This window comes from Nonomuraea phyllanthi, from assembly GCF_006334985.2.
GTDB classification, from domain to species: Bacteria; Actinomycetota; Actinomycetes; order Streptosporangiales; family Streptosporangiaceae; genus Nonomuraea; species Nonomuraea phyllanthi.
In genome coordinates this window covers 229,256-247,822 of the sequence record NZ_VDLX02000016.1, presented here as the reverse complement: position 1 = coordinate 247,822, position 18,567 = coordinate 229,256, and the positions used below count along the sequence as shown (strand labels likewise).

Here is an 18,567-nt window from a genome sequence, read left to right as displayed (position 1 = left end):
GACCGGGCCCGGGTCGGCTCCGGCGTTGTCGATCCTCGTGAGGGCCGACAGGCCGAGAGCGAGCGGTACGTCGAAGACGTCGAACACGCGTCCGGTGGGCAGGATCACGTTGGCCTCGGGCTCGGCCTGCCACCAGCGCGTCAGCTGGGCGGCGTCCGTCGTGGCCTGCATGTGCCAGGCGGGCGAGAGCGGATGGGCGCCCGGGTCGGGACAGCCGAGCCGGTCACAGGAACACGCGCGCGGCCCCTGAGGCAGCGGATAGGCGCCCGGCACGACGGGCCAACCCATGGCGGCGTACTCGAGCACGGCGCCGACGCGTGTGGGCCGCGAGCGTTTTCTGGTACGCCGAGCCAGTGGTACCCCCACCATTGGTGTCTCCCGTCGAATAACAGCGCCTGAGGAGGTCCCGGCTCCGGGGCAGGACGTACGCACCACGCGGGACACACCAGCACTTGTCATCGCACTCTAACGCACTGGTCTCAGGAGTCGGCGGGAAACCCCTGGGTTAGAGCCGGCGTGCCACTTCGGCCGCCCAGTACGTGAGAATCAGGTCGGCCCCGGCGCGTCGGATGGCGACCAGCGACTCCATGATCATCCGGTCGCGGTCCACCCAGCCGTTGGCCGCGGCGGCCTCGATCATCGCGTATTCGCCGCTCACCTGATAGGCGGCGACCGGCACGTCCACCTCGTCGCGCACGCGGGTGATGACGTCGAGGTAGGCCATCGCGGGCTTGACCATGACGGCGTCGGCGCCCTCGGCGATGTCGAGCCTGACCTCGCGCAGCGCCTCCTCCAGCGGCCCCGCCGGGTCCTGCTGGTGGGTGCTGCGGTCGCCGAACTGCGGCGCGCACTCGGCGGCGTCGCGGAACGGCCCGTAGAAGGCGGACGCGTATTTCGCCGAGTAGGCGAGGATCGGGAGGTCCGTGTAGCCGGCCCCGTCGAGGGCCGCGCGGATCGCGCCGACCTGGCCGTCCATCATCCCGCTCGGCGCCACCATCTGCGACCCGGCGGCGGCCTGCGCCACCGCGATCGAGGCGTACCTCTCCAGCGTCGCGTCGTTGTCCACGTCGCCGGACGGGGTGAGCAGCCCGCAGTGCCCGTTGTCGGTGAACTCGTCGAGGCACGTGTCGGCCATGACCACGATCGCGTCGCCGACCTCGGCGGTCACGTCACGGAGCGCCACCTGGAGGATCCCGTCGGGATCGTCGGCCGCCGAGCCCCTGGCGTCCTTGACCGCGGGGATGCCGAACAGGATGATGCCGCCCAGGCCGAGCTCGGCCGCCTCGTGCGCGGCCTTGCGCAGCGAGTCGCGGGTGTGCTGGAGCACACCCGGCATCGAGGCCACGGGCTGCGGCTCGGCGATGCCCTCCTTGACGAACACGGGCAGGATCAGGTCCGCGGGATGCAGCCTGGTGCCCGCCACCATCCGTCGCATGGCGGGGCTGCGCCGCAGCCTGCGCGGCCGGGCGATGGGGTATTCGGCGCTCATTTGCCTCTCCTCCTGGCGCCCCGGCGGTTCTGCGAGGGCCTGCGCGGCGTGTCGCCCGCCGCGAGTGCCGCCTGGCGCTGCTTGGCTCCGTACGCGGCCACCGCCGAGGCCAGCGCGGACGCGGACGGCGTGTCGGCCATGACGTCCACCCGCAGCCCGAACTCCTCGGCCGTCTTGGCCGTCTGCGGCCCGATGACCGCGATCACTGTCACGTTGTGCGGCTTGCCCGCGATGCCCACCAGGTTGCGCACGGTGGACGAGGACGTGAAGAGCACGGCGTCGAAGCCGCCGCCCTTGATCGCCTCGCGGATGGGCGCGGGCGGCGGCGCGGCCCGCACGGTGCGGTAGGCGGTCACGTCGTCGCACTCCCAGCCCAGCTCGGTGAGCCCGGCCACGAGCGTGTCGGTCGAGATGTCGGCCCTCGGCAGCAGCACCCGGTTGATCGGGTCGAGCATCGAGTCGTAGGGCGGCCACTCGGCCACCAGCCCCTCGGACGACTGCTCGCCGGACGGCAGCAGGTCGGGCTTGACCCCGAACTCCACCAGCGCCCTGGCCGTCGCGTCGCCCACGGCCGCCACCTTGAGCCCGGCGAAGGCCCGCGCGTCGAGGCCGTACTCCTCGAACTTCTCGCGCACCGCCTTGACCGCGTTGGCGCTGGTGAAGGCCACCCACTCGTAGCGGCCGGTGACGAGGCCCTTGATCGCGCGGTCCATCTGCTGCGGCGTGCGCGGCGGCTCGACCGAGATGGTCGGCACCTCCTCCGGCACCGCGCCGTACGCGACGAGCTGCTCCGACAGGCTGCGGGACTGCTCCTTCGTACGGGGCACCAGCACCCGCCACCCGAACAGCGGCTTGGTCTCGAACCACGACAGCTTGTCGCGCAGCCCCACGGCCTCGCCGACCACGATGAGCGCGGGCTCGGTGAACCCGGCGTGCTTGAGGTCGGCCTGGAGCCGGCCGAGCGAGGACACGACGGTGTACTGCTCGGTGGTGGTGCCGCCGCTGCTGACCGCGACGGGCGTGGTGTCGGGCTTGCCGCCCGCGATGAGGGCCTTGCCGATGGCCACGGCGTCGGCGAGGCCGTTGTAGATCACCAGCGTGCCGCGGCAGCCGGCGTGCACGGACCAGTCCTGGTCCTGGGCGGCGTCCACGACGCGGAACTCGGGCACGGACGTGGCCGCGGGGATGCCGGCGTACGTGAGCACGGCGGTCGCGGGCGGCACGCCTGGCACGATCTCGAAGTCCACCTCCGCCGCGGCGCAGGCCGCGACCTCCTCGGTGATCGAGGAGAACAGCATGGGGTCGCCCTCGCACAGGCGCACCACGAGCCGGCCCCGCTTGGCGAGCTTGACCAGCCCGTTCTTGACGTCGTCGCCCTCGACGACCTCGACGCCGGCGGGGCAGTGGCGCAGCAGCGGGCGGTGGGTCTCGTCGCCCAGCAGCACGGCGTCGGCCTTGGCGAGCAGTTCGGCGGCACGGAGGGTGAGCAGGTTGGGATCGCCGGGCCCCGCGCCCACGAACGCGACGAAACCGGAGGTCGGACTATCGGAGCTCAATGGGAATGCTCCCCCATCAATCTGTCGGCCCCTTCGGCGATCATCTCGGCCGCCAGGCGGCGGCCCAGTTTCGCAGCCTCCGAAGGAGAGCCGGCGGCGGACTTGCGGACCGCCTCGCGGCCGTCGAGTGCGACGACCACGGCGGTCAGGTTCAGAGTGTGCCCGTCATCGACCGCGAAAGCACCCACCGGAGCGGCGCAACCGGCCTCGAGGGCGGACAGCACGGCACGCTCGGCCGTCACCGCCGACCGCGTACGCGGGTCGTCGAGCACCCCGAGGAACTCGATCAGGTCGGCCCGGTCGGACCTGCACTCCACCGCCAGCGCGCCCTGGCCGGGGGCGGGCAGCACCTCCTCGACCTCGAAGACCTGGGCGATGTCGGCGTCGCGCCCGATCCTGGTCAGGCCGGCCGAGGCCAGCACGACCGCGTCGAGCTCTCCTGAGACTACCTTGCCGATGCGTGTGTCCGCGTTGCCGCGGATCGGGACATATTCCAGGTCAGGGCGCAGCGCGCTGAGCATGGCGATCCTGCGCGGCGACCCGGTGCCGACCCGGGCGCCCGGCGCGAGGTCGGCGAACTTGTGCGGGCCGACCAGCGCGTCGCGGTGGTCGTGGCGGGCCGGGAGGGCGGCCAGCGTGAAGCGCGGGTCCTGCGTGGTCGGCAGGTCCTTCAGCGAGTGGACGGCGAAGTCGACCTCGTTCGCCATGATCTTGTCGCGCAGCGCGCTGACGAACACGCCCGTGCCGCCGAGCTGCGCGAGGTTGGCCTTGCTGACGTCACCGAACGTGGTGACGCCGACCAGCTCCACCGCGCGACCGGTGCGCCGGATGTAGGCGTCGGCCACCATCTGCGACTGCGTGGTGGCCATCAGGCTGCGACGGGTTCCCAGCCGCAGGGCTGTCGGAGTCACAGCTCCACCTCCCTCACGGCCTCGGGCATCTTGGGATCGAGATTGAACAGCTCGCGCAGCGCGTCCGCATAATGATCGCCTCCTGGGCAGGTGGCGAGCTGCTTGACACGCACAGTGGGCTCGTGGAGCAGTTTGTCAACGACCCGCTGCACGGTCATGGCGACCTCGTCGCGCGCCCGCTCGTCGAGGTCGGGCACCCGCATGAGCAGGCGGCCGAGCTCCGACTCGACCACGCCCGCGGCCTTGCTGCGCAGCGCCACCACGGTCGGGGTGACGCGGGCGGCCCGCTCGGCGTCGAGATAGGCGCGCAGCTCCTCCGCGACGAGCGCGCGTACGGCGGCCACGGAGTCGCCCTCGCGGGAGCCGATGCCGGACTCCTTGATCGTCTCCAGGTCGACCAGGGTGACGCCCGGCACGGACCGCACGGCCGGGTCGACGTCGTGCGGCAGGGCCAGGTCCAGCAGGAACACGGGACCGCTCAGCATGTCGGGGGTGATGACGTGACGCCCCGCGCCGGTGCAGGTGATGACGATGTCGGCGCCGGGCAGCTCGTCGGCCACCGCGGAGAAGCCCACCGCCCGCCCGCCGACGGACTCGGCGAGCCGGGCGCCGCGCTCGAACGTACGGTTGGCCACCACGATGTCGGTGACCCCGGCGCGGGCCAGCGTGGCGGCGGCCAGCGAGCTCATGGAGCCCGCGCCGACCACCAGCACCCGCCTCCCGGGCAGCTCGCCCGCCAGGGCGAGGCCGGCGGTGACGAGGGAGGAGCCGGCCTTGTCGATGCCGGTCTCGTGGTGGGCCCGCTTGCCGACCCGCAGCGCCTGCTGGACCAGCTCGTTGAGGGTGGCGCCGACGGTGCCGTGGCGCTGGGCCAGCGTGAGCGCCCGGCGGACCTGGCCGAGGATCTGGCCCTCCCCCACGACCATGGAGTCGAGCCCGCACACCACGGAGAACAGGTGCTCGACGGCCCGCTCCTCGTAGTGCACGTAGAGGTGCGGCGTCAGCTCCTCGCCCGGCACGCCCGAGTGCCGGGCCAGCAGCTCGCTGACGGCCGTGACGGCGGCGTGGAACCGGTCGACCGTGACGTAGATCTCGACCCGGTTGCAGGTCGAGACCACCATGGCCTCCGCGACGGACGGATCCTGCTGTACGTCGCGCAGCAGCTTGGCGAGCGCGTCGCCCGTCACCGAGACGCGCTCCAGCAGAGCCACCGGCGCGGTCCGGTGGCTGAGTCCGATAGCCAGAACACTCATTGACCGTCCACCGCCATGAGTGGCCCCCCAGCCTTGCGTTGCTCGTGGAACGCGAGAATCTGCAGTTCGATTGAAAGGTCGACCTTACGGACGTCCACGCTGTCCGGCACGGAAAGCACGACAGGTGCGAAGTTCAGGATGCTGGTGACGCCCACGGAGATCACGCGGTCGCAGACTTCCTGCGCCGCTGCCGCCGGTGTCGCCAGAACCACGATCGAGACTCCACGCCGCTTGATGACGGCTTCCAGTTCGTCGATGTGCTCAACATTCAACCCCGCGATGGTGTCGCCCACGACTTCGGGGTCGGCGTCGACGAGCGCCGCCACCCGGAAGCCCCTGGAGACGAAACCGCCGTAGTTGGCGAGCGCGCGGCCGAGGTTACCGACTCCGACGATCGCGACCGCCCAGTCCTGTGTCAGGCCGAGCTCACGGGAGATCTGGTACACGAGGTATTCGACCTCATAGCCTACGCCTCTTGTGCCGTACGAGCCGAGGTGTGACAGATCCTTGCGCAACTTGGCGGAGTTGACCCCGGCCGCCACGGCCAGGTCCTCCGAGCTGACGGTGGCGACGCCCCGCTCGGCCATCCCGTGCAGCGCCCTGAGGTACAACGGAAGCCTCGCGACCGTCGCCTCGGGGATGCCGCGGTCGCGGGACTGGGACGCGCTCTTCACGTGCCGGAGCTCCAGGGGTTGAGCGGCGTGGGGACCGCGTGGACGGATTAGAACCGTCTTTCAGGTTAATCCCTTTGTGAACCGATGCACAAAGTAGCGGCGGTACGGTGGTCGTATGCATCGCATCACGTTGCTCGGCAAGCCCGGCTGTCACCTCTGTGACGACGCGCGCGAGGTCGTCGCCAGGGTGGCCGGCGAGCTGGGCGTGCCGTGGGAGGAGGTCAGCATCGACTCCTCCGAGGAGCTCAGGGAGAAGTACTGGGAGATGATCCCGGTCACGCTGATCGACGGCGTGCAGCACGACTTCTGGCGGGTGGACGAGGGCAGGCTGCGGGCAGCCCTCACCTCATAGGCGGTCACTGGACATGGGCCGTCAGTAGACGGCCGTCGGCAGCGGCACCACCTTGGCGGCGTTGACGTTGAGCTCGATGACGTTGGTCGCCAGCACCATCGACTGACGCTCCGTGACGAACCTCTCGACGTGCGGCTGGCGCTGGTGGTCGTGGTAGGCCACCTCGTCGCGGTAGAGCTCGTAGATGATGCGCTGGAGGGGGGCCGACTTGACCGCGTGGCAGGCGTACACCAGCGTGTCGGGCTCGCCGCGGCGCACGGCCTCGACGGTGGCCTCGGCCAGCCGGTCGAACGCGTCGCCCGCGCCGTCCATGATCGTGAAGACGGTCAGCAGGCCGTAGATGCTCGGCGAGGGGCGGCCCGAGCCGGGCTGCTGCTGCGCGGGCGTGAACAGCTCGGCGCCCGGGAAGACGGCGCCGGTCGCCGGCCCGGTGGTGGGGGCGCCGTAGTCGGGGCGCTGCGGCGGCGCCTGGACGGCGTTCGCGCCGCCGCTCATGATGTAGCCGGTCGCGGGCCCCGAGTCGGGCGGCGGCGCCATGCGCGCGGCGTAGTCGACCTCCCGGTCGCCCGCACGGTATTCGGCCACCAGGTCGCCCAGCCCCGACGACCTGCGGGGCGGCGAGGGCGGCAGGCCCGCGGCGCCGGGCACCGGCTCGGGGCCCTCGTCGCGGTACAGGGGCCGCTCCTCGCGGTGCCGGGCGGGCTCGTCGCGGCGCTGGGACCGCCCGGGCTCCCCGGAGCGCTGAGAGCGCTCGTCGCGGCGTGAGGGGCGCTCGTCGAGGTCGGGACCGAAGTCGTCCTCGTCGTCGTCCTCGTACGGCGCCAGGGGCCGCAGCACGGTGTACCAGACGGCCGCGGCGGCGACGGCGAGCAGCGCCACGGTGAACAGCGCCGGCACCGTGAACCTCATCGCGCCGACGAGGGCGATTCCCGAGGGGACGACGACCGCGGCCGCGTGCAGGTTGTCGGTGTCGTACTCGTCGCCCTGGCGCCACTTGAGCCCGGCGACCACGAGCATGGCCAGCATGACCAGCACGGCGATGGCGTGCACGCCGATCAGCAGGTAGTTGGGGAAGATCCCCCAGAAGTCGCCGCCCGCGGGCAGCGACTTGCCCGCCACCTCGGACTTGAGCGGGTCGAAGATCATGATCGTGCCGGCCACGATGGTCAGCGCGATGCCGAACAGCCACGCCAGGAACCTCGGCGGTGTCCGCTCCGTCAGCAGCTGGATCAGCCCGACCGCGAGCCAGAGCGGCACCAGCATCGAGCCGGTCACCTGGTAGAGGCGGAACGTGAGAGCGCCGAAGCCGAACGCGTAACCGATGGCGATCATGCCCAGTGAGAGGCACAGCGACGCCACTGCAACGGTCCAGGCGACCGACCACCCCTCTGGCTCGTCGCGGAGTCTTTGGATCAGGGCGCCCACCGCGAACGCGGCCAGCAGCGCACCGGCGGCGGCTATGACAGCAACGAGGATCTCCATGGTGACTCCAATGCTGCCGGACGTTGCCTCCAAGCCGGTAGCCGAAGAGGGAAGGGGTCGCATGACACCGTATCCGGCGATTACGCCTAGTCATGCCAGCATGCAGTGGATTGTGGAATTTCCGGTTGATTTCTAGAGTGTTCGAGCACGACGCACCCCTTACCCCTAGGGATATCGGATGCCAGACTCGTCACCGTTCGCCGGGCTGCTCGCGCCAGCGGTCGCTGTGCCTGCCCGGACGGGCGAGCCCGCCGTGCGCGAAGAAGTGCCCGACGACATCCGCACGCTCGTGCTTCACGCCAAGAGCGGATGCACGGAATCCTTTGGCACGCTCTACGACAGGTACGTCGACCTCGTCTACCGCTACATCTATTTCCGGGTGGGATCACACCAATTAGCCGAGGACCTCACCAGCGAGACCTTCCTGCGGGCGCTGCGCAGGATCGGCGACTTCACGTGGCAGGGGCGCGACTTCGGCGCGTGGCTCGTGACCATCGCCAGGAACCTGGTCACCGACCACTTCAAGTCCGGGCGCTACCGGCTGGAGATCCCGACGGGCGAGATCATCGACGTGCCGATCGAAGGTGCGAACATCCCCGAGAACGCCGTGGTCAACGCCATCATCAACGACAGATTGCTGCGTGCCGTACGCGAGCTCAATCCCGAACAGCAGGAATGTGTGGTCCTGCGCTTCCTGCACGGACTCTCGCTCGCGGAAACCGCGTTGATCATGGGGAAGAAGAGTGGAGCGATCAAAGCGCTGCAGTTCCGGGCCGTTCGGGCGCTGGCCAGAGCGCTCAAGCACGACCTGGCGTAACCTCCCCCATCCGCACCTCGTTAGGCAGATGTCACTACCGGATCCGTCAGGGAGCTGTCATGGGTAGGGCGCGCAACCGGCGGGAGCGCGTGCTCGAGCACCTCACGGAGCTGCGCGACCTGTCTCTCGGCGGCACCCCCGAGCCCGCCTTCCGCGAGCGCCTGCGCGCGCGGCTCGTGTCCGGCGCGCTCGACGCCGAGGAGCCACAGGCCACGCCGCACCGGCCCGCGCACCAGGGCCACCGGCCCGCCCACCGGCGCCCGGCCCGCCGCCACCGGCCGGTGCTGTCGCAGCTGGCCACGTTAGGGCTGGCGGCGGCCATGATGGTCTCCGCCTTCGCCACGTACCAGTCGGTGCCGGGAGACACGCTCTACCCGCTCAAGCGCGCCGCGGAGAGCACGCTCGTACGGCTCAGCAGCGACGACGCCGAGCGCGGCGAGCGCGAGCTCGACTCCGCCCAGAGCCGGGCCAGGGAGATCGCCAGCCTGCTCGGCTCGTCCGTGGACGGGCCGCTCCTCAGCGAGACGCTGGAGGACATGGAGGAGTCCACCCGGGCGGGCATCAGCAAGCTGGAGCGGGCGGAACCGCGCTCCCCGAAGATCAAGGACTTCGCGCAGGACCAGAAGGAGGCCGTCAGGCCGATGCTCAAGCAGCTCGACAACTCCCAGCTGGCCCAAGCGGAGGGATACCTTGACTACATCGAGGGTCTGGCCGTCCCTGACTAGGTCAGTAAGCTGAGCCCCATGTGGCGGCTATTGCGACGACGACAGCAGGTGGAGCCCCAGGCCGCCGGTGAGGCCGCGGCGCGGGCGGCGGCCACCGTCCCGCCGGTCGAGCCCGATCTGCAGGCCGCGGCCTTCTTCGACGTCGACAACACGATGATGCGCGGCGCCTCCATCTACCACTTCGCCAGGGGGCTGGCCACGCGCGGCATGTTCACGACGTCCGACCTGCTGAAGTTCGCGGTCGGGCAGGCGGTGTTCAGGCTGCGCGGCAACGAGAACCCCGAGCACATCGCGGTGGCCAGGGAGACCGCGCTGGCGTTCGTCGCCGGCGCCAAGGTCGACGACGTCGTACGCCTCGGTGAGGAGATCTACGACGAGGTCATGGCCGACCGCATCTGGGGCGGCACCAGGGCCCTCGCCCAGAGCCACCTGGACGTCGGCCAGCGCGTGTGGCTGGTGACCGCCACGCCGGTGGAGCTGGCCCGCGTCATCGCGCAGCGCCTGGGCCTCACGGGCGCGCTCGGCACGGTCGCGGAGACCCGCGACGGCATCTACACCGGGCGACTGGTGGGCGACCTGCTGCACGGCCCGGCCAAGGCGGAGGCGGTGCGCGCGCTGGCCCGCCGTGAGGGGCTCGACCTGACCCGCTGCACGGCCTACAGCGACTCGGCCAACGACCTGCCCATGCTGTCGCTGGTGGGGCGGGCCGTGGCCATCAATCCGGACAGCGAGCTGCGCGAGCACGCCAGGAAGCACGACTGGCCGGTGAAGGACTTCCGCACCGGGCGCAAGGCGACCCTCGCCGCCCTGCCCATCGCCGCCGGCGCGGGCGCCATCGCCGGCGGCATAGCCGCCGGCATCGCCCTGCGCCGCCGGGGGACATGATCATATTGGTTTACGGCAGGCACGGCCGGCCCACCCGCCGCACGTGGCCGGCCCCTGTCCAGGGAGACGGTCATGAGGCGTGCGGGGCCGGGCACCGTTACGCCGATTCGGTAACCGAAGTCCCGTTTGTGCCGGCCCTGGTCACTTGAGCCCAGAGAAGAGCTCCCTTGCCTCCGGTTGCTTCCATTGGAGGCGGTTCCGGTCTTGCGTGTCGGGTTCCCAGGGGACCGTGGTGAAGGTGAGCTCGGTCTTCGACAGGTCGGTGGCCAGGGCGTACAGGGACTCCACGCTCAGGTCCGTCGTGACCGCGTCGCGTACGGAGCTCAGGAAGGTCTTCAGGCTGGTGGGTGAGGACAGTCCCGAGCGGGCCTTCTTCAGCATCGCCTGCACCAGCTGCTGCTGGCGCTTCACGCGTGCGATGTCGGACCCGTCGCCGTAGTACCGCAGCCGGACGTAGCCGAGAGCGGCCTCCCCGTCGAGATGGTTCTTCCCGGCGGGCAGCTTGAGCTTGGACGCCCTGTCGTCCACCGGGCGGCGCAGCGTGACCTCCACGCCCCCGAGCGCGTTCACCATCTTCTTGAAGCCGGTGAAGTCCACCTCCACCGTGTGCTGGATGCGCAGCCCGGTCAGGGACTCCAGGGTCTTCCTCAGGCAGGCCGCTCCCCCGAGGTCGTAGGCCGCGTTGATCATGTTTCGCTGCGCCGGTGAGGAGCCGCAGCGCGGGATGGCGACCATGGAGTCGCGCGGGATGCTGACCGCCGTGGCCGTGCCGCGGTCGGCGGGGATGTGCACGATGACGATCGTGTCGGACCGCTGGCCCACGTCGCTCCTGGCCTGCTGGGGACCGTACTTCGCGTTGCCGGGGCCCTCGCGCGTGTCCGAGCCGATCAGGAGCACGTTCCTGGTCCCGCTCATGTCCACGGACCGCCACGCGGCGGGCGCGGGGGCCGTGTGGCGGTCGGAGACGATGAGGGTGGGCACGACGACGGCGGCGGCCGTGGCGGCGGCGACCAGCCCGGCCGTCCACCAGGCCGCCCACCGGCGCCTCGGCCGGGAGCGCGACAGGCTCTCGCGCTGGAGCCTGAGCGTCGCGGGCGGCTCGTGCTCGAGCTCCACACCGAGGTCGCGGAGCAGCTTCAGGTCGTCCATCGTCACTCCTCCTCCATGGGATTGGTGTCGCCGAGCGCCGCGCGTACCTTCCGCCTGCCCCTGTTGAGGCGGGAGCGCACGGTTCCGACGGGGATGCCGAGCGCCCGCGCGACCTCCTCGTACGTGAGATCGCCCCAGGCGATCAGGAGGAGCACGTCGCGGTCCTTGGCGGGCAGGGCGGCGAGGGCGCCGGCCAGTTCGGCCCGCACGGCCTGGGCGGTGACCCCGGCGGCCACCCGGTCGGCGGGCGACTCGACCGTGGCGTCGACCGGGGCCCGCAGGAGGGCGCGGTAGCGGGCGGCCTCCTTGCGGTGGTGCCGGGAGACGAGCTTGGTGAGGATGCCGAAGAGCCACGGCCGGGCGTCGTCGTAGGCCAGGTCGTAGTTCGTCCTGCGCGCGAAGGCGATCAGGAACGTCTCCCCGACGAGGTCCTCGGCGGGCTCGGGGCCGAGCCGCTTGGAGACGTACCGGTAGAGCATGGCGGAGTAGCGGTCGAACAGCACGGCGAACGCCTCGGGATCGGTCCACGAGGCGCTCACGAGCTCCGAGTCCGCACCCCTGACGGCGGGTTGCGTGATCATCTCCGCCCTTCTGTGGGGGATCGGTCACGGATGTCTTGCCACAACCCGCCGCCAGGGTTCACGGATGCCTGGCGGCTCGCGCCGGTGTCACAGGAAGGGCGGGAAGGCGTGCCCCCTTCGCAGCCGCAGCTCGTTCAGCATCTGCTGGATGACCTCGCGGACGTGGTCGGTGAGGTTGAAGACCACCATGGGATCGTCGGCCGCCGACGGATCGTACTCGTCGGTGCGGATCGGCTCGCCGAACTCGATCATCCACTTGGACGGCAGCGGCACCAGCCCCAGCGGCCCCAGCAGCGGGAAGAACGGCGTGATCGGCAGGTAGGGCAGGCCGAGCAGCCTGGCCAGGGACTTCAGATCACCGATCTTGGGATAGATCTCCTCGGCCCCCACGATCGCGGTGGGCACGATCGGCACCCCGGCCCGGATGGCCGAGGCCACGAAGCCGCCCCGGCCGAACCGCTGCAGCTTGTAGCGCTCGGAGAACGGCTTGCCGACGCCCTTGTAGCCCTCGGGGAACACCCCGACCAGCTCGCCCTTGCGCATCAGCCGGTCGGCGTCCTCGCGGCAGGCCAGCGTGTGGCCCGTCTTGCGGGCCAGATGGCTGAGCACCGGCAGCTGGTAGACCAGGTCGGCGCCGAGCAGCCGCAGCGGCCTGCCGGCCTCGTCGTGCAGGGCCAGCTGCAGCATCAGCGCGTCGAGCGGGAGCGTGCCCGAGTGGTTGGCGACGACCAGCGCGCCGCCCTCATCCGGCACGTTCTTCAGCTCGACCGTCTCCACCCTGAACCACTCGGCGTAGAGGGGCCTGATGAGCTCCAGGACCACCTTGTCGGTCAGCTCGGGGTCGTAGCCGAACTCGTCGACCTCGTAGTCGCCCTCGATGCGCCGGCGCAGGAAGGCGAGCATCCTGGCCAGGCGATCGGGCTCCTCCGAATAGGACGGCGCCGCGCTGATCGGGATCACGCGGCCCTCCTGCTCTGCGACGCTCACGTGCGCCCACCTCCGAACGGGTGGAGGCCGCGTGAGCGCAGGAAGTCGTCGAACGCCGCCCCTGTCGTGTATTTGGGCTTCCAGCCGAGCGTCGCCTCCAGGGCGGAGGTGTCGACCGCGCGGCCGTGGCACAGCAACCTGACCTGCTCGGGCGAGTATTCGACCAGCCCGAGCCTGCGGGCGGCGTTGCCCAGTGCCTTGAACGCGGGTGAGAACAGCGGCAGCGACGCCCGCCCCGCCCGCCTGGCGCACTGCGACAGCAGCAACACGCCCGCCCCGGCCACGTTGAACGTGCCGGGGTGATCCTCGGTGGCCATCCGGCGCAGCACCTCGACCGCGTCGTCCTCGTGGACGAACTGCAGCCGCGGGTCGAAGCCGAACACGGTCGGCAGCACCGGCTGGGTGAAGTAACGCGTCAGCGGCGAGTCGACGCCCGGACCCATGAAGTTGGCGAAGCGCAGCATCGACACCGTCACGTCCGGACGGCGCCGCGCGAAGCCGCGCACGTAACCCTCCACTTCGGCCGCGTCCTTGGCATAGCCGTGGGTGGGGCCGTCATGCGGCTCCAGGTCCTCGGTGAACACCGCTGGGTCTCGTGGCGACGACCCGTAGACGGCCGAGGTGGATCGCACCACCACGCGCCGCACGGTCGCCGACCGTTGGCAGGCACCAAGGAGTTGCATGGTGCCGATGACGTTGTGTTCCTTCATCACGGCCCTGCCGGCGCTCTTCGAGGGAGCGCTGACCAGGCTCATGTGCACAACCGTGTGAATGTCCGCGGCCGCGATCACCTGAGCGATGTCGGGACTGCGCAGATCCACCCGGACGAACTCCGTCCGGCCCAGGGAGATGCCGCCATCGCGGGTCAGCGAGGGCGGCGGCACGGTGTCTACTCCAATAACGCGGCTGATATCGGGGGCTGCCGCCAGAACGCTCGCCACCCGGGCGCCTATGTGGCGCGAGACCCCGGTGACTAGCACGGTGTGGGTCATCAGCGCCTCGCAGCTGCGTACGTTACTTCTTGTTACGCCGCTGGATGCGCGTCTTCTTGAGCAGCTTGCGGTGCTTCTTCTTAGCCATCCGCTTGCGGCGCTTCTTGATCACAGAGCCCACGGGACCCCCAGGTGCTGGTAACAGACTGACCGGAGTGCGAGCGCACACCGGCTCACAGACTACCGGCGATCGACGGTAGATCGCCCCACCGGGGGGTCGGAGCCCGGCCGCGTGTTACGGCGGCCGGACCCGTCCCGCCTCGCCACTCACGACATGGCTGGCCATGTCGCTACGTCATCCTGCCTCGATGTAGGCCTCTCGCAGATAGTCGTGCACCGCCTGCTCGGGCACCCTGAACGACCTGCCGACACGGATGGCCGGCAACTCGCCAGAGTGGACGAGCCGGTACACCGTCATCTTCGAGACCCGCATGACCGTCGCCACTTCCGCCACGGTCAGGAACTTCACCTCGCTGAGAGGTCTTTCGCCTGCACCCATCGGACGCCTCTTCCGCACGTGTTTCCGGGTTATCCCCACTGGTGCCATTGCTCACGCACGTGTACTGCAGTCAGCGTAAGTCGGGACTCCGGGTGCGCAAACCCCCTAGTTTCTCAGTAGCCGGAGCCGCCTGTCAGCCGAACCAGCGAAATCGCTGGCCAGCAGCCTGGCCGAGCACCACACTCGGACGTTGGAACCGTCCAAGCAGTCACACATAAGAGTCGCCGGAGTGGCATCACAAGTTGGCAAAGGGACGGCGAGCCCCTTGGAATGCAGGCGCGAAAAGACGGTATGGGGAGGGCCGAATTGCACTCAAAGGGCTCGTGAGACCTGTGTGACGAGCCGCTCCGTCAGCGGAGCGTAAAAGCGTGGTAGCACATTGTCGTCGAGCGGGACCACCACATCTATCTTTCCCTCCGCCTCGCCGAGGAAAAGCCCGGGGTCGTTGCAGTCGGCGAACGCCACGGTGTGCGCGCCGGCCTCCCCGGCCGCGCCCGCCCACCCGTGGTCGGCGATCACGAGGTCGGGCAGCTCCCCGCCGAGCTCCTCGATCATGTGGCGCATGGGCGCCGCGTCGTGGGTGTGCACGAACGCGCCCCTGTCGTCGAGCATGGCGATGTCCTGCAGGTAGCGGATCCTGCGCCGGCGCCCGAAGTCGGAGCCCGAATAGGCCCATCCCTCGCCGGGCGTGATCAGCTCGGCCCCGCGCTCGGCGCACAGCCGCGCCAGCGCCAGGTGCACGGCGAGCAGCCCGGTCGGGTGGCCGGTGGCGAAAAGCACCCGCGGGTTCTCGCGGGACAGCACGGCGGCGATGGACTCGGCCATGCCGTCGAGCGCTTCGATCGTCAGGTCGGGGTCGATGGTGTCCTGGCCCCAGCGGTGGTCTGGATCGGGGACGACGCCCGCGGACTTGGCCATCAGCTCCAGGATGTCGGCGTACGACCAGGGCTCGTCGAAGGTCAGGCCGAGCCGGTAGTAGGGGTCGCCGTTGGCGAGCGAGCTGTAGTGGTCGAGGTTGTTCTCACGGGGGGTCGCGACATCGCCCGCTATTCGGGTGTGGACGAGATGCTCTCGGAGTTGGTCGCGGCTCAGCACAGCTTTTCCTCGTTAGGGCATGGGATCGAGGCCGTGCAGGGGGAAGACCGCTTGCCGGGTCGCCATGATCGCACGGTCGATGGGGTCCGCTGGGTCATAACCACCGGAGATGTCGGAAAATTCCGCGTCGCGGCCGTCGGTCATCGTCAGCGGCGGCGTCTCGCCCGTACGTTCCCGGACGAACCGCCGCCATTCCGGCGGTGTGGGGGCGCCGGGATCGACCGGGTGGCCGGCGAGCTCGGCGATGAGGTGGGTCCACGCGCGCGGCACCACGCGCACCAGCTCGTAACCGCCGCCGCCGGTGGCGACCCACCGGCCGCCCGCCGTCTCGTGGGCGAGGCGGTGCAGGGCGGCGTACGCGCTGCGCTGGCCGTCGAGGCTGAGCATCAGGTTGGCCAGGGGGTCGAGCGCGTGGCTGTCGCAGCCGTGCTGGGTGACCAGGATCTCCGGCGCGAACTCGCGCAGCAGCGGCGGCACCACCGCGTGGAAGGCCCGCAGCCACCCGGCGTCGCCGCACCCGGCGGGCAGCGCGACGTTGACGGCCGAGCCCTCGGCGCCGGTCTCCTGGGGGAAGCCCGTGCCGGGGAACAGCGTGCGCGGGCTCTCGTGCAGGCTGATCGTCAGGACCCGGGGGTCGTCGTAGAAGGCGGCCTGCACGCCGTCGCCGTGGTGCACGTCGACGTCCACGTACGCGATGCGGCCCGCGCCCTGCTCCAGCAGCCACGCGATGGCCAGCGCCGGATCGTTGTAGACGCAGAAGCCGCTCGCCGTGGCGGACATCGCGTGGTGCAGCCCGCCCGCCACGTTGACCGCGTGCTCGGCCGCGCCCTCCCAGACCGTGCGGGCGGCGGCCAGGGACGCCCCGGCGATCAGCGCCGACGCCTCGTGCACGCCTTTGAACGCCGGGTTGTCGACCGTGCCGAGCCCGGCGCCGAGGTCGGGCCGGCCGGAGGCCGACACCCGCTTGACGGCCTCGACGTAGCCGGGGTCGTGGACCATCGCCAGCTCGGCGTCGGTCGCGGGCGCGCATCCGGCCACCTCGACCTTGTCGAGCACGCCGAGCTCGCGGGCCAGCGCCATGGTGAGCTCCACGCGCACGGGGGCGAGCGGATGGCCGGGGCCGAAATCGTAGGAGATGAGCTCGTCGTCCCAGATGACCCGTGCCGACCTGCTCATCCCATGCCCTCCACCCATGCCCTCCACGCGGCTGCCCTGCGCCGACGTTACCGCAGCGCAGACACGTCCCAGTAGCCGCTGATCCGCAAATTTCGTCGCTTAGTGTCGTAGCGTGCGGCGAACCTTCCTCAAGATCGTGCGCTTCTTCCGACGCCCCGTGGTCTTCGACACGACCCTGGTGATCGTACTCGCCCTGCCCGCCCTGCTCCTGCTCCCGCCCCTGATCCTCCAGGGCGGGACGCCGCCCGTCCTGGGCGCGGTGCACTACCTGGCGGGCGTGGCGTGCCTGCTCATGCGCCGCCGGCGGCCGATCGTCACCGCCGCGCTCGTGGCCGCGCTCGACGTCGTGGGTCTCACGACGGATATCAGCCAGGTCGTCAACGTGCCCATGTCCATCGCGCTGTACAGCGTGGGCCGCTACACGGCCGGCCGCGCGACCGCGATCACGACGACGGCGGCGTACGCGGTGTACGCCACGACCCTGGAGCTGACCATGCCGTCGACGGGCGGCTGGCTGGCGGCGATATTCGCCACCGGCGCGCCCGTGGGCATCGGGCTGATCGTCCGGCTCAGGAGCGAGCTGGCCGAGCGCGGCAGGCGCGAGGCCGCCGACGCCGCCGTGCGCGCCGAGCGCCGCCGCATCGCCAGGGAGCTGCACGACGTGGTCGCCCACCACATCACCGTCATCAACGCGCTGGTCGGCGGCGCGCGGGCCACGCTGACGCCCGGCCAGGAGGTCACCAGGGACGCGCTGGAGAGCGCCGAGCAGACCGCCCGCCAGGCGATGTCCGAGATGCGCCACCTGCTGGACGTGCTCAGGGCCGACGGCAGCGAGGGCCCGGACGCGGCGACGGGGGTGGGCGCGGACCGGCTGCCCTCGCTGATCAAGGAGGCGCGGTCGGCCGGGCTGCCGGCCAGCCTGACGGTGACGGGCGAGCCCGTCGAGCTGCCCGCCGCCGTGGACCACGCCGTCTACCGCATCGTCCAGGAGGCGCTCACCAACACCCGCAAGCACGCGGTCGGCGCCAGGGCCAGCGTGCGGGTGGCGTACGAGATGGAGGCCGTGGAGGTCGAGGTGGTGGACGATGGTCTCGCGGCGGCCGGCGGCACCCCCGGGTTCGGGCTGGGCGGCATGGCCGAGAGAGTCGCCTTATGCGGCGGGCGGCTCTCGACCGGGCCGCGCCCAGAAGGAGGTTTCCGCGTGCACGCCCGCATCCCCCTGGAGGCGACTTGATCAAGATCCTGCTGGTGGACGACCACGAGCTGGTGCGCAGGGGCTTCCGGCTGATGCTCGACGCGCAGCCCGACCTCGGCGTCGTCGGCGAGGCCGGGGACGGCGCGCAGGCGGTGGAGCTCAGCAGGCGGCTGCGGCCCGACGTGGTCGTGATGGACCTCCACATGCCCGGCCTCGACGGGGTGCGCGCCACCGAGCTGATCACGGCGGAGCTGCCGGAGGTGCGGGTGCTCGCGCTGAGCACGTTCGACCTGGACGAGAACGTGGTGTCGGCGCTCAGGGCGGGCGCGGGCGGGTTCCTGCCCAAGGACGTCTCCCCCGAGGAGCTGATCGAGGGCGTGCGCGTGGTCCACCGCGGCGAGTCGGCCGTCGCGCCGCGCCTGCTGTCCCGGCTGATCGGCACGTTCGTACGGGCCGCGCGCCCGCGACCGGTGGCCGCCGCGCTGGACGGCCTGACCGAGCGCGAGCAGCAGGTCCTCGTGCTGATCGCCCGCGGCCGGTCGAACACCGAGATCGCCGCCGAGCTGGCCGTCTCCCCCTCCACCGTCAAGAACCACGTGACGAGCGTGTTCGCCAAGATCGGCGCGAGGGACCGGGCGCAGGCCGTGATCGCCGCGTACGAGGCGGGGCTGATCCGCCCAGGAGAGTAGGACCAGACTCCCAGAGCGGCCCGCCCGAAACGGTTCTCGCGCAGGAAGAAAGCGGGCTCG

The 18,567-nt window shown here is 70.8% G+C and carries 21 protein-coding genes; 6 read left to right on the top strand and 15 right to left on the bottom strand.

Going from position 1 to position 18,567, the window contains the following annotated elements; genetic code table 11:
• From FH608_RS36320 to FH608_RS36295, 6 genes are all read right to left on the bottom strand, one after another.
• A partial coding sequence (locus FH608_RS36320; RefSeq protein WP_139634891.1) for a bifunctional DNA primase/polymerase occupies window positions 1-369 on the bottom strand: 369 nt, incomplete at its 3' end.
• A 136-nt stretch (window positions 370-505) separates the two neighbouring features.
• Window positions 506-1,489 carry a porphobilinogen synthase gene (gene hemB, locus FH608_RS36315; RefSeq protein ID WP_139634890.1) on the bottom strand — a complete coding sequence of 328 codons (984 nt, stop codon included), beginning with the start codon at window positions 1,487-1,489 and terminating at the stop codon, window positions 506-508.
• Window positions 1,486-3,045 (bottom strand): bifunctional uroporphyrinogen-III C-methyltransferase/uroporphyrinogen-III synthase, encoded by a 1,560-nt coding sequence (locus FH608_RS36310; RefSeq protein ID WP_226900211.1) that lies wholly within the window; start codon window positions 3,043-3,045, stop codon window positions 1,486-1,488. Before FH608_RS36310 ends, hemB begins: the two co-directional genes overlap by 4 nt.
• Window positions 3,042-3,956 (bottom strand): hydroxymethylbilane synthase, encoded by a 915-nt coding sequence (gene hemC, locus FH608_RS36305; RefSeq protein WP_139634889.1) that lies wholly within the window; start codon window positions 3,954-3,956, stop codon window positions 3,042-3,044. Before hemC ends, FH608_RS36310 begins: the two co-directional genes overlap by 4 nt.
• Window positions 3,953-5,209, bottom strand: a complete 1,257-nt coding sequence (locus FH608_RS36300; protein WP_139634888.1) for a glutamyl-tRNA reductase — start codon at window positions 5,207-5,209, stop codon at window positions 3,953-3,955. The genes hemC and FH608_RS36300 overlap by 4 nt, the downstream gene beginning before the upstream one ends.
• Complete coding sequence (locus FH608_RS36295) at window positions 5,206-5,883, bottom strand: redox-sensing transcriptional repressor Rex (protein WP_139634887.1); 678 nt, start codon at window positions 5,881-5,883, stop codon at window positions 5,206-5,208. The genes FH608_RS36300 and FH608_RS36295 overlap by 4 nt, the downstream gene beginning before the upstream one ends.
• A 115-nt stretch (window positions 5,884-5,998) precedes the next feature.
• On the opposite strand from FH608_RS36295, the gene FH608_RS36290 reads away from it, so the two are divergent.
• On the top strand, window positions 5,999-6,235 hold the full coding sequence (locus FH608_RS36290; protein ID WP_139634886.1) for a glutaredoxin family protein: 237 nt from the start codon (window positions 5,999-6,001) through the stop codon (window positions 6,233-6,235).
• Window positions 6,236-6,256: 21 nt separating this feature from the next.
• Here the strand turns inward: FH608_RS36290 and FH608_RS36285 are convergent, their stop codons facing one another.
• On the bottom strand, window positions 6,257-7,717 hold the full coding sequence (locus FH608_RS36285; protein WP_193318822.1) for a putative quinol monooxygenase: 1,461 nt from the start codon (window positions 7,715-7,717) through the stop codon (window positions 6,257-6,259).
• Window positions 7,718-7,895: 178 nt separating this feature from the next.
• Between FH608_RS36285 and FH608_RS36280 the strand changes: the two genes are divergently transcribed.
• Genes FH608_RS36280 through FH608_RS36270 form a run of 3 tightly spaced genes read left to right on the top strand, consistent with a single transcriptional unit; the run spans window position 7,896 to window position 10,144 of the window.
• Entirely contained in the window at window positions 7,896-8,534 is a 639-nt protein-coding gene (locus FH608_RS36280; RefSeq protein WP_139634884.1) for a sigma-70 family RNA polymerase sigma factor, read from the top strand.
• Window positions 8,535-8,593: 59 nt separating this feature from the next.
• The gene (locus FH608_RS36275) at window positions 8,594-9,259 is read left to right on the top strand and encodes a DUF5667 domain-containing protein (protein ID WP_139634883.1); all 666 of its coding nucleotides are present in this window, start codon (window positions 8,594-8,596) and stop codon (window positions 9,257-9,259) included.
• A gap of 18 nt (window positions 9,260-9,277) precedes the next feature.
• A complete protein-coding gene (locus FH608_RS36270) occupies window positions 9,278-10,144 on the top strand; it encodes an HAD family hydrolase (protein WP_139634882.1) in 867 nt (288 codons plus the stop codon).
• A gap of 141 nt (window positions 10,145-10,285) precedes the next feature.
• On the opposite strand, the gene FH608_RS36265 is transcribed toward FH608_RS36270, so the two are convergent.
• From FH608_RS36265 to FH608_RS36230, 8 genes are all read right to left on the bottom strand, one after another.
• Window positions 10,286-11,293 carry an LCP family protein gene (locus FH608_RS36265; RefSeq protein ID WP_139634881.1) on the bottom strand — a complete coding sequence of 336 codons (1,008 nt, stop codon included), beginning with the start codon at window positions 11,291-11,293 and terminating at the stop codon, window positions 10,286-10,288.
• 2 nt (window positions 11,294-11,295) lie between these two features.
• Window positions 11,296-11,874 carry an RNA polymerase sigma factor gene (locus FH608_RS36260; protein ID WP_139634880.1) on the bottom strand — a complete coding sequence of 193 codons (579 nt, stop codon included), beginning with the start codon at window positions 11,872-11,874 and terminating at the stop codon, window positions 11,296-11,298.
• An 87-nt stretch (window positions 11,875-11,961) separates the two neighbouring features.
• On the bottom strand, window positions 11,962-12,777 hold the full coding sequence (locus FH608_RS36255; protein WP_193318826.1) for a lysophospholipid acyltransferase family protein: 816 nt from the start codon (window positions 12,775-12,777) through the stop codon (window positions 11,962-11,964).
• Between the two features lie 80 nt (window positions 12,778-12,857).
• Window positions 12,858-13,853: an NAD-dependent epimerase/dehydratase family protein gene (locus tag FH608_RS36250; RefSeq protein WP_139634879.1), complete on the bottom strand. Its 996-nt coding sequence runs from the start codon at window positions 13,851-13,853 to the stop codon at window positions 12,858-12,860.
• 22 nt (window positions 13,854-13,875) lie between these two features.
• Entirely contained in the window at window positions 13,876-13,974 is a 99-nt protein-coding gene (locus FH608_RS36245) for a 30S ribosomal protein bS22 (protein WP_018654693.1), read from the bottom strand.
• A gap of 174 nt (window positions 13,975-14,148) precedes the next feature.
• Window positions 14,149-14,352: a helix-turn-helix domain-containing protein gene (locus FH608_RS36240; RefSeq protein WP_026214222.1), complete on the bottom strand. Its 204-nt coding sequence runs from the start codon at window positions 14,350-14,352 to the stop codon at window positions 14,149-14,151.
• A gap of 312 nt (window positions 14,353-14,664) precedes the next feature.
• Window positions 14,665-15,447 carry a phosphatase gene (locus tag FH608_RS36235; protein ID WP_139634878.1) on the bottom strand — a complete coding sequence of 261 codons (783 nt, stop codon included), beginning with the start codon at window positions 15,445-15,447 and terminating at the stop codon, window positions 14,665-14,667.
• A 12-nt stretch (window positions 15,448-15,459) separates the two neighbouring features.
• A complete protein-coding gene (locus FH608_RS36230) occupies window positions 15,460-16,623 on the bottom strand; it encodes an acetoin utilization protein AcuC (RefSeq protein ID WP_139634877.1) in 1,164 nt (387 codons plus the stop codon).
• 112 nt (window positions 16,624-16,735) lie between these two features.
• On the opposite strand from FH608_RS36230, the gene FH608_RS36225 reads away from it, so the two are divergent.
• A complete protein-coding gene (locus FH608_RS36225; RefSeq protein WP_139634876.1) occupies window positions 16,736-17,857 on the top strand; it encodes a sensor histidine kinase in 1,122 nt (373 codons plus the stop codon).
• The gene (locus FH608_RS36220; RefSeq protein ID WP_139634875.1) at window positions 17,854-18,507 is read left to right on the top strand and encodes a response regulator; all 654 of its coding nucleotides are present in this window, start codon (window positions 17,854-17,856) and stop codon (window positions 18,505-18,507) included. The genes FH608_RS36225 and FH608_RS36220 overlap by 4 nt, the downstream gene beginning before the upstream one ends.
• Window positions 18,508-18,567: the final 60 nt, after the last annotated feature.